The organism is Pseudomonas sp. PS02288 (genome assembly GCF_029959715.1).
Classification (GTDB): domain Bacteria; phylum Pseudomonadota; class Gammaproteobacteria; order Pseudomonadales; family Pseudomonadaceae; genus Pseudomonas_O; species Pseudomonas_O kuykendallii.
On record NZ_JASCPA010000050.1, the window covers coordinates 23,831 to 39,784 of the forward strand.

16 protein-coding genes and 1 pseudogene are annotated in these 15,954 nt (G+C 67.5%); 5 read left to right on the plus strand and 12 right to left on the minus strand.

All coding sequences use genetic code 11. The features are described from left to right. Positions 1-158 precede the first annotated feature (158 nt). On the minus strand, positions 159-1,097 hold the full coding sequence (locus QMX85_RS17925) for a class I SAM-dependent methyltransferase (RefSeq protein ID WP_282343129.1): 939 nt from the start codon (positions 1,095-1,097) through the stop codon (positions 159-161). A gap of 413 nt (positions 1,098-1,510) precedes the next feature. After that, positions 1,511-2,101: an NAD(P)H-dependent oxidoreductase gene (locus QMX85_RS17930; protein WP_282343132.1), complete on the minus strand. Its 591-nt coding sequence runs from the start codon at positions 2,099-2,101 to the stop codon at positions 1,511-1,513. 160 nt (positions 2,102-2,261) lie between these two features. On the opposite strand from QMX85_RS17930, the gene QMX85_RS17935 reads away from it, so the two are divergent. Next, on the plus strand, positions 2,262-2,576 hold the full coding sequence (locus QMX85_RS17935) for a putative quinol monooxygenase (RefSeq protein WP_282343135.1): 315 nt from the start codon (positions 2,262-2,264) through the stop codon (positions 2,574-2,576). Here QMX85_RS17935 and QMX85_RS17940 read toward each other — a convergent pair. The 5 genes from QMX85_RS17940 to QMX85_RS17960 form a co-directional block, all read right to left on the minus strand. Further along, positions 2,551-3,840: an FAD/NAD(P)-binding oxidoreductase gene (locus tag QMX85_RS17940; protein ID WP_282343137.1), complete on the minus strand. Its 1,290-nt coding sequence runs from the start codon at positions 3,838-3,840 to the stop codon at positions 2,551-2,553. The two genes, QMX85_RS17935 and QMX85_RS17940, sit on opposite strands and share 26 nt — an antisense overlap. Next, on the minus strand, positions 3,837-4,073 hold the full coding sequence (locus tag QMX85_RS17945; RefSeq protein WP_282343138.1) for a (2Fe-2S)-binding protein: 237 nt from the start codon (positions 4,071-4,073) through the stop codon (positions 3,837-3,839). Before QMX85_RS17945 ends, QMX85_RS17940 begins: the two co-directional genes overlap by 4 nt. Then, positions 4,066-5,187: an FAD-dependent oxidoreductase gene (locus tag QMX85_RS17950; protein WP_282343139.1), complete on the minus strand. Its 1,122-nt coding sequence runs from the start codon at positions 5,185-5,187 to the stop codon at positions 4,066-4,068. Before QMX85_RS17950 ends, QMX85_RS17945 begins: the two co-directional genes overlap by 8 nt. Beyond that, complete coding sequence (locus QMX85_RS17955) at positions 5,184-6,173, minus strand: 4-hydroxyproline epimerase (RefSeq protein WP_282343142.1); 990 nt, start codon at positions 6,171-6,173, stop codon at positions 5,184-5,186. The genes QMX85_RS17950 and QMX85_RS17955 overlap by 4 nt, the downstream gene beginning before the upstream one ends. Positions 6,174-6,305: 132 nt before the next feature. Further along, positions 6,306-6,977 carry a GntR family transcriptional regulator gene (locus QMX85_RS17960; RefSeq protein WP_090229098.1) on the minus strand — a complete coding sequence of 224 codons (672 nt, stop codon included), beginning with the start codon at positions 6,975-6,977 and terminating at the stop codon, positions 6,306-6,308. Between the two features lie 157 nt (positions 6,978-7,134). Between QMX85_RS17960 and QMX85_RS17965 the strand changes: the two genes are divergently transcribed. Beyond that, a complete protein-coding gene (locus QMX85_RS17965) occupies positions 7,135-7,887 on the plus strand; it encodes a FadR/GntR family transcriptional regulator (protein WP_282343145.1) in 753 nt (250 codons plus the stop codon). A gap of 340 nt (positions 7,888-8,227) precedes the next feature. After that, positions 8,228-9,130 (plus strand): chemotaxis protein, encoded by a 903-nt coding sequence (locus QMX85_RS17970; RefSeq protein ID WP_282343147.1) that lies wholly within the window; start codon positions 8,228-8,230, stop codon positions 9,128-9,130. 51 nt (positions 9,131-9,181) lie between these two features. On the opposite strand, the gene QMX85_RS17975 is transcribed toward QMX85_RS17970, so the two are convergent. Next, entirely contained in the window at positions 9,182-9,895 is a 714-nt protein-coding gene (locus QMX85_RS17975) for a murein L,D-transpeptidase catalytic domain family protein (RefSeq protein ID WP_282343150.1), read from the minus strand. A gap of 146 nt (positions 9,896-10,041) precedes the next feature. On the opposite strand from QMX85_RS17975, the gene QMX85_RS17980 reads away from it, so the two are divergent. Then, positions 10,042-11,658, plus strand: coding sequence for a L,D-transpeptidase family protein (locus QMX85_RS17980; protein WP_282343152.1), 1,617 nt, complete (start codon positions 10,042-10,044; stop codon positions 11,656-11,658). Positions 11,659-11,750: 92 nt separating this feature from the next. Here QMX85_RS17980 and ahpF read toward each other — a convergent pair whose 3' ends face one another. From ahpF to QMX85_RS17995, 3 genes are all read right to left on the minus strand, one after another. Further along, the gene (gene ahpF / locus QMX85_RS17985; RefSeq protein WP_090228624.1) at positions 11,751-13,307 is read right to left on the minus strand and encodes an alkyl hydroperoxide reductase subunit F; all 1,557 of its coding nucleotides are present in this window, start codon (positions 13,305-13,307) and stop codon (positions 11,751-11,753) included. 143 nt (positions 13,308-13,450) lie between these two features. Next, complete coding sequence (gene ahpC / locus QMX85_RS17990) at positions 13,451-14,014, minus strand: alkyl hydroperoxide reductase subunit C (RefSeq protein WP_090228623.1); 564 nt, start codon at positions 14,012-14,014, stop codon at positions 13,451-13,453. Positions 14,015-14,262: 248 nt separating this feature from the next. Beyond that, entirely contained in the window at positions 14,263-14,862 is a 600-nt protein-coding gene (locus QMX85_RS17995; RefSeq protein ID WP_282343158.1) for a short chain dehydrogenase, read from the minus strand. Between the two features lie 128 nt (positions 14,863-14,990). On the opposite strand from QMX85_RS17995, the gene QMX85_RS18000 reads away from it, so the two are divergent. Next, entirely contained in the window at positions 14,991-15,344 is a 354-nt protein-coding gene (locus QMX85_RS18000; RefSeq protein WP_282343160.1) for a DUF5629 family protein, read from the plus strand. A gap of 47 nt (positions 15,345-15,391) precedes the next feature. Here the strand turns inward: QMX85_RS18000 and QMX85_RS18005 are convergent. Further along, positions 15,392-15,954, minus strand: a pseudogene (locus QMX85_RS18005) (aldehyde dehydrogenase (NADP(+))); the annotation flags it as partial.

Consider the following 15,954-nt stretch of genomic DNA (forward strand, 5'->3'; position numbering starts at 1 on the left):
GGAGAAGGCATCGATTTACTCTTGGTGTGGCTTGCCGACCGGCTCGACGGGTTTCAGTTTCGAGCCTTACAAACGGGAATAATTCGCCGTCGTCAGGCGCGGCCCTGCACCTTCGCCGACCGCGGGCTCCCTTCGCTTGAGCGCGGGGATTCCGGGGCTCAGCCCTGGCGGAAGACCAGCGCCTTGAGGCCGCCGTCGGCCTCGATGTCGGCGAACTCCGGCGGGTTCTCCAGGCGTTCGACGAAGCGCAGGGCGGGCGCCTCGCGGGCCATGCCGTCGATGAGGAAGTCGGCGCCGACGCCCGGATCGTTCACGCAGGCCAGCACGCTGCCGTCGGCGTTCAGCAGTTCGGGCAGGCGGCGGAGGATCTTCTGGTAGTCCTGGGTCAGCGCGAAGCTGCCTTTCTGGAAGGACGGCGGGTCGATGATGACCAGGTCGTAGGGGCCGAGCTTGCGTACCTTGCCCCAGGACTTGAACAACTCGTGGCCGAGGAAGCTGACACGCTGCAGATCCTGGCCGTTGAGGCGATGATTGTCGCGTCCCCGGCTCAGCGCGGCGCGCGCCATGTCCAGGTTGACCACCTGTTCGGCGCCGCCGGCCAGCGCGGCCACAGAGAAGCCGCAGGTATAGGCGAAGAGGTTGAGTACACGCTTGCCGGCGGCGTTGGCCTGCACCCAGCGGCGACCGTAGCGCATGTCGAGGAACAGCCCGCTGTTCTGCTTGCGGCCGAAATCCAGCAGGAAACGCAGGTCGCCTTCGCTGATCACCGCTTCCTCGATGGCCTCGCCGATCAGCGCCTCGGTGGCGCTGTCGGGCAGGTAGCGGTGCTGCAGCAACAGGGTCCGCGCGCCGCTGCTCCGCCAGGCGAGCGTTTCGCCCAGCGCCCGCAGCAGCCGCTTCAGCGCGTCGAGTTCCTCCGCCGCCGGCTCGCGGAACAGGCACACCAGCAGCACGCCCTGCATCCAGTCGACGGTGATCTGCTCCAGCCCCGGCCAGCGACGGCCGCGGCCGTGGAGCAGGCGGCGCGTTTCATCGGGAAGCGCCGCGAGCGCGGCGAGCAGGTGCTGGTTCAGGGTGGCGAGGGCTTCGGCGTTCATCGGGCGGGTTCGCAGGAGGGGTGCGGCATTCTAGCCGCCACGCGCCTCGCTGCCGAATCGCGCTACGGGATTGCCAACGATGGTGGGCGAAACCTCGCCTGGTGGGTTATAGCGCGGAAGCCCCGCGAACGCCTGGACCAGCGCGGAACGCCTGACCCACCCTACGGCAGTGCCCCACCTCGACGTAGGGTGGGTTAGCGGCGAACGTGCAATTGATCGGCCCGGCACCGATCCCCACCGCCGCGTAACCCACCGGGCGGTGGTGGGCAACTCCGCCTGGTGGGTTACGGTGCGGAAGCCCCCGCGAATGCCCGGACCGGCGCGGAACGCCTGACCCACCCTACGGTTGTGCCTCATCCCGCCGGCATCGGCCGGCCACCGATCTCATCGCCGCTTAACCCCGCGCGCAACCCTCAGCCGGCGATGCCGAATACCTTGGCCAGGTGCGCCTGGTAGCGCGCCACGTCCGCTTCGATTGCCGGGACCTTCATCACGTCGACGGCGAGGAAGGTCGGCAGGGCGGTCATGCCGAGGAACTGATTGGCCTTGTGGAAGGGGAAATACACCGCGTCCACGCCCTTGGCTTCGAAGAAGTCGGTGGGGTCGTCGAACGCCTGCTGCGGCGCGTTCCAGGTGGCCGAGATCATGTACTGCTTGCCGTGCAGCAGGCCGCCGCTGCCGTACTTCTGCGAGGCGTCGGAGCGGGTCCGGCCGTCGTTGGCGTAGAGGCTGCCGTGGCCCTCGGTGAAGACTTCGTCGATGTACTTCTTCACCGTCCAGGGAGCGCCCATCCACCAGCCCGGCATCTGCCAGACGATCACATCGGCCCAGAGGAACTTGGCCACTTCCTCGGCAACGTCGTAGCCGCCGTCGATGAAGGTGGTCTCCACGTCGAAGCCGGCATGGTCGAGGTAGGCCAGCGCGGCCTCGTGCAGGGTGGCGTTGTAGCGGCCGTCGGAGTGGGCGAACTGCTTGCCGCCGTTGAGCAGGAGAATCTTCTTCATTGCGAATGTCCTGTAAAGGTTTGAATGGCGCTCACCTTACGGGCCTCGCGGGGGCGGAAAAAGCCGCTTCCGGGTACATCAATTGTGCGCGAGATTCACCAATCCAAATTTGACTCGTGATTTACGATGCGGTCCTTACCTGTCCAAGGAGCAAACGAGCATGAGCGAGCCCTACGGTTTCATTCTGAAAGCGCACACCCGTGCGGAAAAATCCGCGGCCTTCGAGACGCTGTTCCGCGGCTACGTCGAAGCCAGCCGCGCCGAACCGGGGTGCATCGAGTACCACATGCTGCGCGACGCCGAGGACCCGACGCTGTTCATTTTCTTCGAGGTCTGGGCGTCGCGTGAACATCTCGAGGTGCACTCGGCGCTGCCGCACATGCAGCGCTTCCACGCGCAGCGGATGGACTACCTGCGTGAGGATTTCGCTATCCGCCGCATCGACATGCTCAGCCCGGCGTCCGGGCCTGACTGAGGTCCGGCGCCTGCCTTTCGGCTTCCGCGAGTTTGGCCAGGGTGGAGATACGCGCCGGGCTGAACGGCGGGCGTGGCGAGGGTGGCTGCCAGCCGAACAGGAATTGCGCGGCGCTGCCGCACACGCGGCCCTGGCAGGCGCCCATGCCGCAGCGGCTGCTCAGCTTGGCTTCGGTCCAGCCGCTGCGCCCGCCGAGCGCGGAGAGCGGCACGTCCTCGCAACGGCAGACCAGGGTGTCCGGCTGTGCCAACCGGCGCAGCGCCGGGTCGAGGGCGAAGGCCCGGTTGAGGCGGTCGGCGAAGCCTTGCCAGCGTTGCCGCTGCGGCCATAGCGCGCGGGCTTCGGCGAGCATGCCGACCGCCGCGTGACCGGCGATGGCGCCTTCGGCCAGCGCCAGTTCGCTGCCGCCGAACCCGGTGCATTCGCCAGCGGCGTAGTGATCGGCAAGGCTGCTGGCCTGCCAGGTGTCGACGCGTATCGCGCCGTCGCTCAGCGTGCAGCCAAGCGCCTCGCCGATCTGCGTGTTGGGGACCAGACCGAAGCCGCAGGCGAGGCGTTCGCAGGCGATTTCCTCGACCCGCTCGCCAACCTGCAGGCGCACGCCCTCGAGCCGCTCGCTGCCGAGCGCGGCGAGCACGTGGCTGCCGGTACGGTAGGTTGCATCGAACAATTCCAGCGCCTGCCAGGCCTTGTTCGGCCAGGTCCAGAGCGAGCCGGCGAAACGCCCCACGGCGGCCAGCGAGGCCTGTTCGGCAATACGCGTCAGGCGTGCGCCGCGCGCCTTGGCGGTGGCGGCGCTGGCCAGCAGCAGCGGGCCGCTGCCGGCGATCACCAGGCGCTCGCCGTCCACCGGCAGGCCGCCCTTGATCAGCGCCTGCAGGCCGCCGGCGCCGGTCACGCCGGGCAGCGTCCAGCCGGGGAAGGGCAGCAGCAGCTCGCGGGCGCCGGTGCAGAGGATCAGCTTGTCGTAGGCGAGCAGCCAGCCGCGCTCGGCGTCTTCCAGCAGCAGGCGTTTCGGCCCGGCGAGGGCGATCACCTTGCAGCCGGCATGGCGCCGCACATTGGCGCAGGCGTCCAGGCGCGCGCGCATTTCGCGGGCCTTGGGCGGCAGCTCGGCATGCGGGCCGTCGCGCCAGATCTGCCCGCCGGGCAACGGGTTGTCGTCGAGCAGGGCGATGCGCGCGCCGCTCGGCGCGGCGGCGAGGGCGGCGGCCATGCCGGCCGGGCCGGCGCCGATGATCAGCAGGTCGACCGCATCGTTCATGGCCGGGTCTCCACCCGCATGCCCTCGCGGCAGAGGGTCTGGCAGGCCAGCCGGCGTACGCCGTCGATGCTCACCCGGCATTCCTGGCAGATGCCCATGCCGCACAGCGGCGCGCGGCGCTGGCCGCTGACCGAGGTGCGCGCGCAGCCGTCGCCGCCCAGGGCGAGCGCGGCGGCCACGCTGGTACCCTCGGCGACGTGCAGCGGGCGACCGTCGAGAAGGAGTTCAGGCATGCGCGGTGTCTCCGAAGAAGCGCTGCGGCGAGTAGTCCTGCGCCGCCAAGGGCGAGGGCTCGCCGAGCAGTTGGGCGACCAGCAGGTCGGCGGTGCCGGGCGCGGTGGTCACGCCGAGGCCCTCGTGGCCGACCGCCAGCCAGAGGCCCGGTCGTTGCGGGTGTTCGCCAACCAGCGGCAGGCCGTCCGGGCTGGCGGCGCGAAAGCCGGTCCAGCTGCGGATCGCGTTGAGGTCGCCCAGGCCGGGCATGAAGTGCAGGGCGCGGCCGAGCATCCTCGCCAGCATCCAGCCTTCCACCGCCGGGTCGACGCTGTCGAACTGCCGCGAGGCGCCGATGAACAGCTGCCCGGTGGGCCGTGGCTGGATGTTGCAGGCGGCGGAAGGGCCGGTGGCGTTGTGCGCGCTGGTGACGTAACCCAGCTCGACCAGCGTGTGCCGGACCTTGCCGGGATAGCGGTCGGTGATCAGCAGGTGGCCCTTCTTCGGCACGATCGGCAGTTCCGGGCACAGCGTCCCGGCCTGCACGCCGTTGGCCAGCAGCACGGCCTGGGCCGCGAGCCATTGGCCGTCGGCCAGGCGCACGCGGTTGCCGTCGATCTCGACCACCTCGGCGCGCTGCTGGCGGATGCGCGCGGGGTCGCTTTCCAGCAGCCAGCGCGCGGTATTCGGTGCATAGAGAATGCCATCGACGGTGACCTTTAGCGCGCCGAGCAGGTCGCCGCGCAACTCCGGTTCGGCCTCGCGCAACGCCTGCGCGCCGAGCATCTCGCAGGCCAGCCCGCGGGCGCTCAGCACCGCGTGCTTGGCTTCGGCCGCCGCCAGCTCCTCGGGGTTCTCCGCCAGCCACAGCGTGCCGTTGCTGCGGTAGGCGCAGCCCTCGGGCAATTCGGGCGCCAGCTCGCGCCAGCGCTGCAGCGAGTATTCGCTCAGCGCCAGCTCGGCCGGGTTGTCGTCGAGCACCAGCAGGTGGCCCATGCCGGCGGCGGTGGCGCCGGGCAGGCCGGCGTCCAGCACCTGTACGTCGAGCCCGCGTCGGGCCAGGGTATGGGCGCAGTAGGCGCCGACGATGCCGGCGCCGATGACGATGACGTCGGCGGCGCGGCCCTCGCTCACGGGCGGATGCCCCAGGCGAAGGGGTCGTCGTCCTCGATGATCAGCGTCGCTTCGGCGCTGATGTTGGCGCGCCCGCGGATGGTCGGCACGATCCGGTCGCCCTGCCATTCGAAACTGCCCTCGAACCGGCTGCCGATCACGCTCGCCTGGCGCCAGGTCTCGCCGGGTTGCAGCTTGCCGTCGGCCGCTAGGCACGCCAGCTTGGCGCTGGTGCCAGTGCCGCAGGGCGAGCGGTCGTAGGCCTTGCCAGGGCAGAGCACGAAGTTGCGGCTGTCGGCGGGCAGCCAAGCTGCTGCACCGTCGTCGCTCGCGACGTTTGGCTGCGAGCCGTTCAAGGGGGCGTCCTCGGCGAACAGCTCGATATGATCGATCAGGCCGCCGTCTTCGCCGCGAATGTCCTGGTCTTCCAGGGCCTTCTGCACGGCGACGGTGTAGGCGGTGAGGGCGTCGAGGTTGTCGCCGGCGATGCGCAGGTCGTGCTCGGCGATCAGGAAGAACCAGTTGCCGCCCCAGGCGATGTCGCCGGTCACGCGGCCGTAGCCCGGTACCTCCAGGCCGACGGCCTGGCGGTAGCGGTAGGACGGCACGTTGCGCACGCTCACCGAGCGGTCGTCGTGCAGCGTCGCCTCGACGGTGCCGACCGGCGTCTCGATCTTGTGCACGCCGGGTTCGATCCAGCCCAGGTGGGCGAGGGACACCACCAGGCCGATGGTGCCGTGGCCGCACATGCCCAGGTAGCCGCTGTTGTTGAAGAAGATCACCCCGGCGCAGGCCTCGGGATCGACCGGCTTGCAGTACAGCGCGCCGACCAGCACATCGCTGCCGCGCGGCTCCAGCACGCTGGCGGCGCGCCAGTCGTCATGCCGTTCGGCAAGAATCTGCCGGCGCTCGGCCATGCTGCCGGTGCCGAGGTCGGGGAAACCGTCCAGCACCAGCCGGGTGGGTTCGCCGCCGGTGTGGGAATCGAGGACGCGGATGCGTTTCATGCTGCCACCTGAGGCCTGGGAAGGCGCCTAGAGTGGCGCTGGAGGCATGCGCGGGGCTTGATGGATTTCCGCCGCGCCGATGACGAAATCGGCACGACGCAAAGACACTGCGGGGAGCTCCCGCAGGCACCCCTAGACTTCGGTGATCTCTTCGTTCGGCAGCTGTGCGTATAGCGTCCGGCAGACGCCGATGATGTGCTGTTCGATCAGTTCGGCGGCGCGGTCGGCGTCGCGATCGGCACAGGCGCGGAGGATCTCCCGGTGTTCCTGGTCGGCGCGCTGCTTACCCTCGGGAAAGGTCATCTGCATGCGCAGGTAGCGCTCCACCTTGTCGTGGATCGAGCGGATCAGGTTGAGCAGGAACGGCCGTTGCGCGGCTTCGTAGAGGCAGGTGTGGAACGCCCAGTTCAGCTCGGCCCAGCGGCCGACGTTGTCGTCGACGATGAATTCGTCGCAGATCGCCGTGGCCCGTTCGAGCTGCGCGCGGGTCATCTTCGGCACCGCCAGGCGGATCGCCTGCACCTCAAGAAGTACCCGCACCTCGAAGATCTGCGCCAGTTCCGGCTCGGAAATCCGCGTGACCACGGCGCCCTTGTTGCGCAGGAACTGCACCAGGCCCTCCGCCTCCAGGCGCTTGAGCGCCTCGCGCACGGGAATCTTGCTGACGTTGAACAGCCGCGCGATGTCATCCTGGCGGATCGGCTCGTCCTCGGCGAAATGCCCGGAAATGATCGCTTCGCGCAAGTGCTTGGCGATCACCTCGGAAGCCGACGGCGCAAGGCCGAGATTGGGTGCGTTGAGAATCGCCAGGGGCATGGGAAGGGGTCCGTTATCGAAGTTTGAATATTGTATACGAGCGACATGGCCGTTGCAGTCGCGCGCATCCCGGAGCGAGCGGCCGGTGATCGTACAACCTCGATCGGGTATGATCGATCCTGCTAACAGCCATTAAGAATCTTCCATGGAAAGTCCAGATACCCCGCCGCTGCGCACCCGGCGCAAGCACCGCAGCCTCGCCCAGGAGCTGGTCACCGAACTGTCGCAGCAGATTCGCGATGGGGTGATCAAGCGTGGCGACAAGCTGCCCACCGAGTCGGCGATCATGGAAGAGCAGGGCGTCAGTCGCACCGTGGTCCGCGAGGCGCTGTCGCGGCTGCAGGCGGCCGGCCTGGTTGAGACACGCCACGGCATCGGCACCTTCGTGCTGGATACGCCGAGTCCCAGCGGTTTCCGCATCGACCCGGCGACCATCGTCACCCTGCGCGACGTGCTGGCGTTACTCGAATTGCGCATCAGCCTGGAGGTCGAGTCGGCCGGCCTGGCGGCGCAGCGCCGTTCCGCAGAGCAGCTCGCGGCGATGCGGGCGGCGCTGGATGCGCTGAATCTCAGCGTCGCGCATGCCAGCGATGCGGTGGCCTCGGACTTCCAGTTCCACCTGCAGATCGCGCTGGCCACCGGCAACCGCTATTTCACCGACATCATGACGCACCTGGGCACCAGCATCATTCCGCGCACGCGGGTGAATTCGGCGCGCATCGCCCATGACGACCAACAGCATTACCTGTCCCGCCTGAGCCGCGAGCACGAGGAAATCTACGAGGCCATCGCCCGGCAGGATTCGGACGCCGCGCGCGCCGCGATGCGCCTGCACCTCACCAACAGCCGCGAACGCCTGCGCCAGGTGCACGAACAGGCGGAGCAACTGCGGAGCTGAGGCTTCCAGCCGCTGCGGTCCTGGATCGATGACCGCGAATACGCGTTCAGGCCGTAGGTAGAGGCGTCGCGCCACACTGGCCGGCTCTTTTCCCCTGCCGGTGTCAAGGCCTTGCGTATCGCGGACGCCACCGTCCGGCATCCTGTCGGTTACGGGGTATGGGACCTGTCGTTTATCAGTCGTAATACAACTGCATGGTTTATGGTCGCTGAGCGACGCTGGCGTTTACGCGAATTTCTCTGCGCTGAAGTCTGCGAATCGCCCGCCGATAACCCCTGGTGTCCGTGTTTTCGTGCGTCGCGCAGCGGCCCGATCACCTCAACAGCCCCACGGGAGTTCCATGTCCTCATCCTTCGCCAAGAGCGATGCGCTCTCCCTGCTCCTGTTCACCTTGCGCAGCGGCAAGCTGATGGCAATCAACCTGCTCAAGGTCAGCGAGATCATCCCCTGCCCACGGCTGACCCATCTGCCGGACTCGCACCCGCACGTCGAAGGCATCGCCACCCTGCGCGGCGTCGCCCTGTCGGTGATCAACCTCAGCCGGGCGATTGGCGAGCAGCCGCTGAGCGATCCCGCCGCCGGCTGCCTGATCGTCACCCAGGTCAGCCGGTCCACCCAGGGTCTGCACGTGCAGGGCGTGGCCCGGATCGTCCACTGCCGCACCAGCGACATCCGCCCGCCGCCCTATGGCTCCGGGCGCAAGTCGTTCATCACCGGCACCGCCGAGGTGGACGGCGAGCTGATCCAGATTCTCGACATCGAAAAGGTCATCCACGGCATCGCGCCGGCGCCCATCGAGCTGGGTGTGGACGAACTGGATACCGAGGATGCGCAACTGCTGTCGGAGGCGCGGGTGCTGGTGGTGGACGACAGCCAGGTCGCGCTGCACCAGTCGCTGATTTCGCTGCAGCACCTGGGCGTGGTCTGCCACACCGCCCACAGCGCGCGCGAGGGGATGTCGATTCTCGAAGCGCTGCACGGCAGCGAGGACGCGATCAACATCGTCGTCTCGGACATCGAGATGCCCGAGATGGACGGCTACAGCTTCACCCAGAGCCTGCGTCGGCACGCCGACTTCCGCGACCTCTACGTGCTGCTGCACACCTCGCTGGACGCCACGATGAGCGCCGGCCGAGCCACGGAAGCCGGGGCCAACGACGTGCTCACCAAGTTCTCCGCGCCGGAGCTGGGCAAGTGCCTGGTGCGGGCCGTGCGCGCCAATCACGCGGCGCGCATCCGCTAACAGTTGCCGGGAAGGCGCCGATGTTCGGCGCCTGGTCGGGACGAGCGTGGCTCAGCCGCCGCGGGCCGCCGCCAGGCTGGCGACCAGCTTGGGCTGGCAGTTGAGGTAGACCGACGACTGCAGCCAGCGCTGGTCCGGGTAGTAGGAGAACATGAACTGCCCTCCCTTGAGGCTGTCCACCACTTGTTGCGCCACTTCCGGGCGCACGGCGGGGCAGCCGAGGCTACGGCCGATGCGGCCCTGGCTCCGGATCAGCGCGGGACTCACGTAATCGGCCGGATGGATGACGATGGCTCGCTCGCGGGCGCGGTCGTTGATCCCCGGCTCCAGGCCGTCCATGCGCAGCGAGTAGCCATGTTTGCCGATGTAGCTTTCCTGAGTGCGGAACAGCCCCAGGCTCGACTGATTGCTGCCTTCTACGTTGGAAAAGCGCGTCGCCAGGTTTTCCCCGGATTTCTGCCCGTGGGCGACCAGGTCGCTGAGCACCAGCTTGTTGCTCCGCAGGTCGAAGATCCACAGGCGCCGTTCGGTGGAGGGCCGCGAGAAGTCGATGATCGCCAGCCGCTGCGCCGGCAGCGCGCCGTTGTTGATGGCGCAGCGCATCGCCGAAACGGCGTGCTGGAGGATCTTGCGATTGAGCTGTGGCGCCTGGGCGGCGAGGGTATCCACCTGGCGATCCTGCTGGCGTGGCGCGGCCGAAAGCGGGTTCGCCAGCATCCCCATGCAGACGGCTGCCAAACCGAGCCGTCGAAAAATTGTCATCATGCAGGTAGGTCTCTGTAGTGCGGCTTCCCGGCGTTCACCGGCCGGTTCCGTCTCGTGAGGTCGTTGTGCCTCGCAATTCTCATGCCTGCGGCGTACCGCGAAGTGCGCGGATTCTAGCAGGCGATCCGCCGTTCGGAGTCGAAAAGTTGCTCAATAAACGTACACTTGGTCTGGTTGGGCTGGCGCTGGCCGCCCCGCTGGCATCGGCGCAGGACGTACTCGTCAACCCGATCCAGCAGCAATTGGCGGACACCCGCTTCGGCTGCGTGCAGCCCGCGCCGGCGCTGAACGAAGTCGATCGCGAGTGGCTGCAGGCCTTCTACCTGCAACGCGGGTTCCAGCCGGCCTGGACGGACGAGCGTATGCAGCGGCTGGTCACCCAGTTGGATGACCTCGCCGACGACGGCCTCGACCCGCAGGCGTACCAGGTGCATCCGCTGCGCCAGCTGGCGCAGTTCGAGCAGCCTTCGCCACAGCTGTCCGCCTGCACCGAGGTGCTCGCCTCCAGCGCCTACCTGCAGGCGCTGCGGCACCTGGCGTTCGGCCGTCTGGAGCAGGCCAAGGTCGAGCCGATGTGGCAACCCGAGGGCAGCCAGCCGACCCTCGACCGCGGGCCGCTGCTGCACCTGGCGGAGGAACACCTGTCCGATCCCGCCCTGGCGTTCGCCGAGGCGCGACCGGCCACCGAGGCCTACCAGAGGCTGCGCCTGCGTTACGCCGAATTGCGTCGGCAGCCGTTGCCTTCCTGGCTCGCGGTGCCCGCCGGGCCGCTGCTGAAGCCCGGCGCGGTGGATGCGCGCGTGCCTTTGCTGGAGCAGCGCCTGCTGCTGCGCGGCGACCTCGCCCAGGGAGTGCCGCCCGCCGAAGCCGGGCAGGGCGCGGTCTACTCGCCGGAGCTGGTCGCGGCCGTGGAAGCCTTCCAGGGCCGCCATCTGCTCAAGCAGGACGGCGTGATCGGTCCGTCCACCCTGACCGAGCTGAACCGCTCGGCCAGCGAGCGCATGGATCAGATCCGCGTGAATCTCGAGCGGCTGCGCTGGCTCGCCCACCAGCTCAGCCCGACCGGCGTACTGGTGGACGTGGCCGGCAGCGAAGTGGCGTTCTACCGCGACGACAAGCGGGTCTGGCGCGCGCGCACCCAGGTCGGGCGCCCGTCCCGGCCGACGCCGCTGCTGCGCTCGCAGATCACCCACCTGACGCTGAACCCGACCTGGACCGTGCCGCCGACCATCCTGCGCGAAGACAAGCTGCCCGAACTGCAGCGCGACGCCCCCGGCTACCTGGCCAGCAACAACATGCAGGTGATCGATTACGACGGCAACGCGGTCGATCCGCGGGGCGTCGACTGGACCCATCCGGGGCGCATCCTGATCCGCCAGGAGCCTGGCCCGCACAATGCCCTCGGTCGCGTGGCGATCCGCTTCCCCAACCCGTTCTCGGTGTACCTGCACGACACGCCGAGCCAGCGCCTGTTCGACAACCTGCCGCGGACCTTCAGCTCGGGCTGCGTGCGCGTCGAGCGGGTCTCCGAGCTGATCGACCAGTTGCTCGCCGAGGTCACGCCGAGGGAGCGCGACCGCATCGCCCGGCTGTGGGAAACCGGCCGCACGCTGCGCGCCGACCTGCCCAAGCCGGTGCCGATCCTGATGGCCTACTGGACCGCCCAGGTCGGCGACGACGGCCAGCTGCAGTTCCGCCCGGACATGTACGGCTACGATGCGCGCGTGCTCGCCGCGCTGAATGCGGCAGGCAAGCGCGGTTAGCGGGGGTGGACGCGGCGCCTGTGACGCACCTTTCGCAGGCATGAAAAAAGCCGGGCATCTCGCGATACCCGGCTTTTCGTTTGCCTGACCGATCAGCTGTTGCGGATCAGGTGGTCGAAGGCGCTCAGCGAGGCCTTCGCGCCTTCGCCGACGGCGATGACGATCTGCTTGTACGGCACCGTGGTCACGTCGCCGGCGGCGAAGATGCCTGGCAGCGAGGTTTCGCCGCGCGCATCGACGATGATCTCGCCGCGGGGCGACAGCTCCACCGAGCCTTTCAGCCAGTCGGAGTTCGGCAGCAGGCCGATCTGCACGAAGATGCCTTCCAGTTCCAGGGACACGAACTCGTCGGAGTTGCGATCCTTGTAGACCAGGCCGGTGACTTTCTGCCCGTCGCCCTTGACTTCGCTGGTCAGCGCGCTGGTGATCACGCTGACGTTGGGCAGGCTGTAGAGCTTCTTCTGCAGGACCGCATCGGCGCGCAGCTTGCTGTCGAACTCCAGCAGCGTGACCTGGGAAACGATGCCGGCCAGGTCGATGGCCGCCTCGACGCCGGAGTTGCCGCCGCCGATCACCGCCACGCGCTTGCCCTTGAACAGCGGACCGTCGCAGTGCGGGCAGTAGGCCACGCCCTTGTTACGGTATTCCTGCTCGCCGGGCACGTTCATTTCCCTCCAGCGGGCGCCGGTGGAGAGGATCACGGTCTTCGCCTTGAGGCTGGCACCGCTCTCGAACTTCACTTCATGCAGGGCGCCTTCGCCGCTGGCCGGAATCAGCTGGCTGGCGCGCTGCAGGTTCATGATGTCGACCTCGTACTGGCGCACGTGCTCTTCCAGCGCGCGTGCCAGCTTCGGCCCTTCGGTCTCCTGCACGGAGATGAAGTTCTCGATGGCCATGGTGTCCAGCACCTGACCGCCGAAGCGCTCGGCGGCGACACCGGTGCGGATGCCCTTGCGCGCGGCGTAGATCGCCGCCGCGGCGCCGGCCGGGCCGCCGCCGATGACCAGCACGTCGAAGGCTTCCTTGGCGTTGAGCTTCTCGGCATCGCGGGCCGAGGCGCCGGTGTCGATCTTGGCGAGGATCTGCTCGACGTCCATGCGGCCTTGGCCGAACAGCTCGCCGTTCAGGTAGATGCTCGGCACCGACATGATCTGACGGTCATTGACCTCATCCTGGAACAGCGCGCCGTCGATGGCGACGTGGCGGATGTTCGGGTTGAGCACGGCCATCAGGTTCAGCGCCTGGACCACGTCCGGGCAGTTCTGGCAGGACAGCGAGAAGTAGGTCTCGAAGTTGAATTCGCCTTCCAGGCCCTTGATCTGCTCGAGGGTTTCGGCCGTGGCCTTCGACGGGTGACCGCCGACCTGCAACAGGGCGAGCACCAGCGAGGTGAATTCGTGGCCCATCGGCAGGCCGGCGAAACGCAGGCTGATGTTGCCGTTGGGACGGTTGAGCGAGAACGACGGCTTGCGGGCGTCCGCGCCATCGGTCTTGAGGGTGATCTTGTCGGTCAGGCTGACGATGTCCTGCAGCAGGCCGAGGGTTTCCTGAGATTTCGCGCTGTCATCGAGGGACGCGACGATCTCGAACGGCTGGGTGACCTTTTCGAGGTAGGCCTTCAACTGGGTTTTAAGATTGTCGTCCAACATGGCGGCGGTTTCCCTTTTGCTGAATTTTGAGAAAAGAACGCCCGGGCGGATCGCACCCGGGCGTCGGGCACCTTGAGACGTTTAACCTCGTGGCGCTTGGAACGGTTTGTCAGGGGTCAACGACGACCTGACGAGCGCTAGATTTAGATCTTGCCGACCAGGTCCAGCGACGGAGCCAGGGTCTTCTCGCCTTCTTTCCACTTGGCCGGGCAGACTTCACCCGGGTGAGCGGCGGTGTACTGGGCGGCTTTCAGTTTGCGCAGGGTTTCCGACACGTCACGAGCGATCTCGTTGGAGTGGATTTCCACGGTCTTGATCACGCCTTCCGGGTTGATCAGGAAGGTGCCGCGCAGGGCCAGGCCTTCTTCCGGAATGTGCACGCCGAAGGCGTTGGTCAGTTGGTGGGTCGGGTCACCGATCAGCGGGAACTGGGCCTTGCCAACGGCCGGCGAAGTTTCGTGCCATACCTTGTGCGAGAAGTGGGTATCGGTGGTGACGATGTACACCTCGGTACCGGCCTTCTGGAACTCTGCGTAGTTGTTGGCGGCGTCTTCGATCTCGGTCGGGCAGTTGAAGGTGAAGGCAGCCGGCATGAAGATCAGTACCGACCACTTGCCTTTGAGGGATTCCTCGGTGACTTCGATGAACTTGCCGTTGTGGAATGCGTTGACTTTGAAAGGCTGGACTTGAGTGTTAATCAGAGACATCAGTGGAGCTCCTTCAGGGGGGTTGGAAAATTTGATGTCGCCATCCTAACGAGGTTGGCGGGAAAGTTTTAATTGATTGAGGCGATGAGTGTCATTGGCTGACTCTATGCAGCGGCGCCTCGCGCGCGAAGAACATGATCGACCAGTCGCCCGCAACACGCCAGCAGCGAAAACGGCCCGCAGGGGGCCGCTCCGTTCCATCGGGATTCTCATGTCCGGGTGTGACAATCCAACGACCCCGATGTTCGTCAGCGCGGCTTGTACACCTGCCCGGTCTGCGCGCCCTCGACGCTCTTCGCGTAGGCCAGCGCCGCTTCCGCCGCGGGGATCGGCTTGAAGCCGCGGAAATAGCTGGCGTACACCTCCATCGACTCCTCGACCACCGTCGGGCTTACCGCGTTGACGCGCAGGCCGCGGGGCAGCTCGATCGCCGCGCCGCGGACGAAACCGTCGATCGCGGCGTTGACCAGGCTCGCCGAGCTGCCGAAACGGATCGGCTCGTCGCTGATGATGCCCGAGGTGAAGGTGAAGGACGCGCCGTCGTTGGCGAACTCGCGGCCGATCAGCAGCAGGTTCACCTGGCCCATCAGCTTGTCGCGCAGGCCGACGGCAAACTGTTCCTCGCCCATCTCGGCCAGCGCGCCGAAGTGCACCTTGCCCACCGCGCTGACCAGCGCGTCGAACCGGCCGACCTGCTCGAACAACCGACGGATCGAGGCCGTATCGGTGATGTCGACCTGATGGTCGCCGTTGCTGCGGCCGACCCGGACGATCTCGTGGCGCGTGGCGAGTTCGGCATCGATCGCCTTGCCGAGGGTGCCGCTGGCGCCGATGAGGATGATCTTCATGGAGCTGCTCCTGTCGGGGAATGGGCACCCAGTGTAGGCGCAAGCCGGTCACGGCGGTGAGCGCCTGCGCGGCAGTGGGCACTGCGCAGGCGCTATCATGCGCGCTCCCTTTGCCGACGATGACCCTCATGACTACGGAAACACCGACGCTGCTGACCGCCCTGGAAACCGCCGACATGCTGCTGATAGACGACCTGCACGCCTGGCAGTTCGCGCTGGACGAGGCAGCGCTGGCGCGGGTCGCGCAGGGCGTCTTCGCCGACGCCGACGGCCTGCTGAGCATCGAGTGCATGGACAGCCGTACTCGCCGCGTCTGGCGCTTTTCCTCCGCGCAGGTTCGCGCCGCCACCTTCGATGCGCCGAGCGACAGCTGGCGCATCGCCGACGCCGACGGCGAACACCGGCTGGTGTGCCTGGCGGCATTCGGTGGCGACGACAGCGACGCCGACGAAGAGCAGCAGGGCTCCAGCAACGACGAGTAACCTTACGAAGCTCATCCCGTAGGGGCGAGTTCATTCGCCCAACGGAACTACAACGCCTCGCGGCTCGGCGTGCCTTCCACCAGGCGCTGGATGCCCAGCGGGTTGGCGTTGCGCAGCGCTTCGGGAAGGAAGGCGTCCGGGTAGTTCTGGTAGCACACCGGCCGCAGGAAGCGGTCGATCGCCAGAGTGCCCACCGAGGTGCCGCGCGCGTCCGAAGTCGCCGGGTACGGCCCGCCGTGCACCATCGCATCGCAGACTTCCACGCCGGTCGGGTAGCCATTGAGCAGCAGGCGCCCGGCCTTCTGTTCCAGCAGCGCCAGCAGGTCGCCGTAGGCGTCCAGGTCCGCCGGTTCGGCGATCAGGGTGGCGGTGAGCTGGCCGTGCAGGCCGTGCAGCGCCTGGATCAGCTCGGCCTTGTCGGCCACTTCGACGACGATGGTGGTCGGCCCGAACACCTCTTCCTGCAGCAGTTCGTCGCCGTTGAGCAGCAGGCTGACGTCGGCCTTGAACAGCTGCGGGCGGGCCTGGTTGCCCTCCTGGGTCGAGCCGGCCAGGTGGCTGATGCCCGGATGTTTGTGCAGGTTGTCCAGGCCGTGGCAGTAGCTCTTCA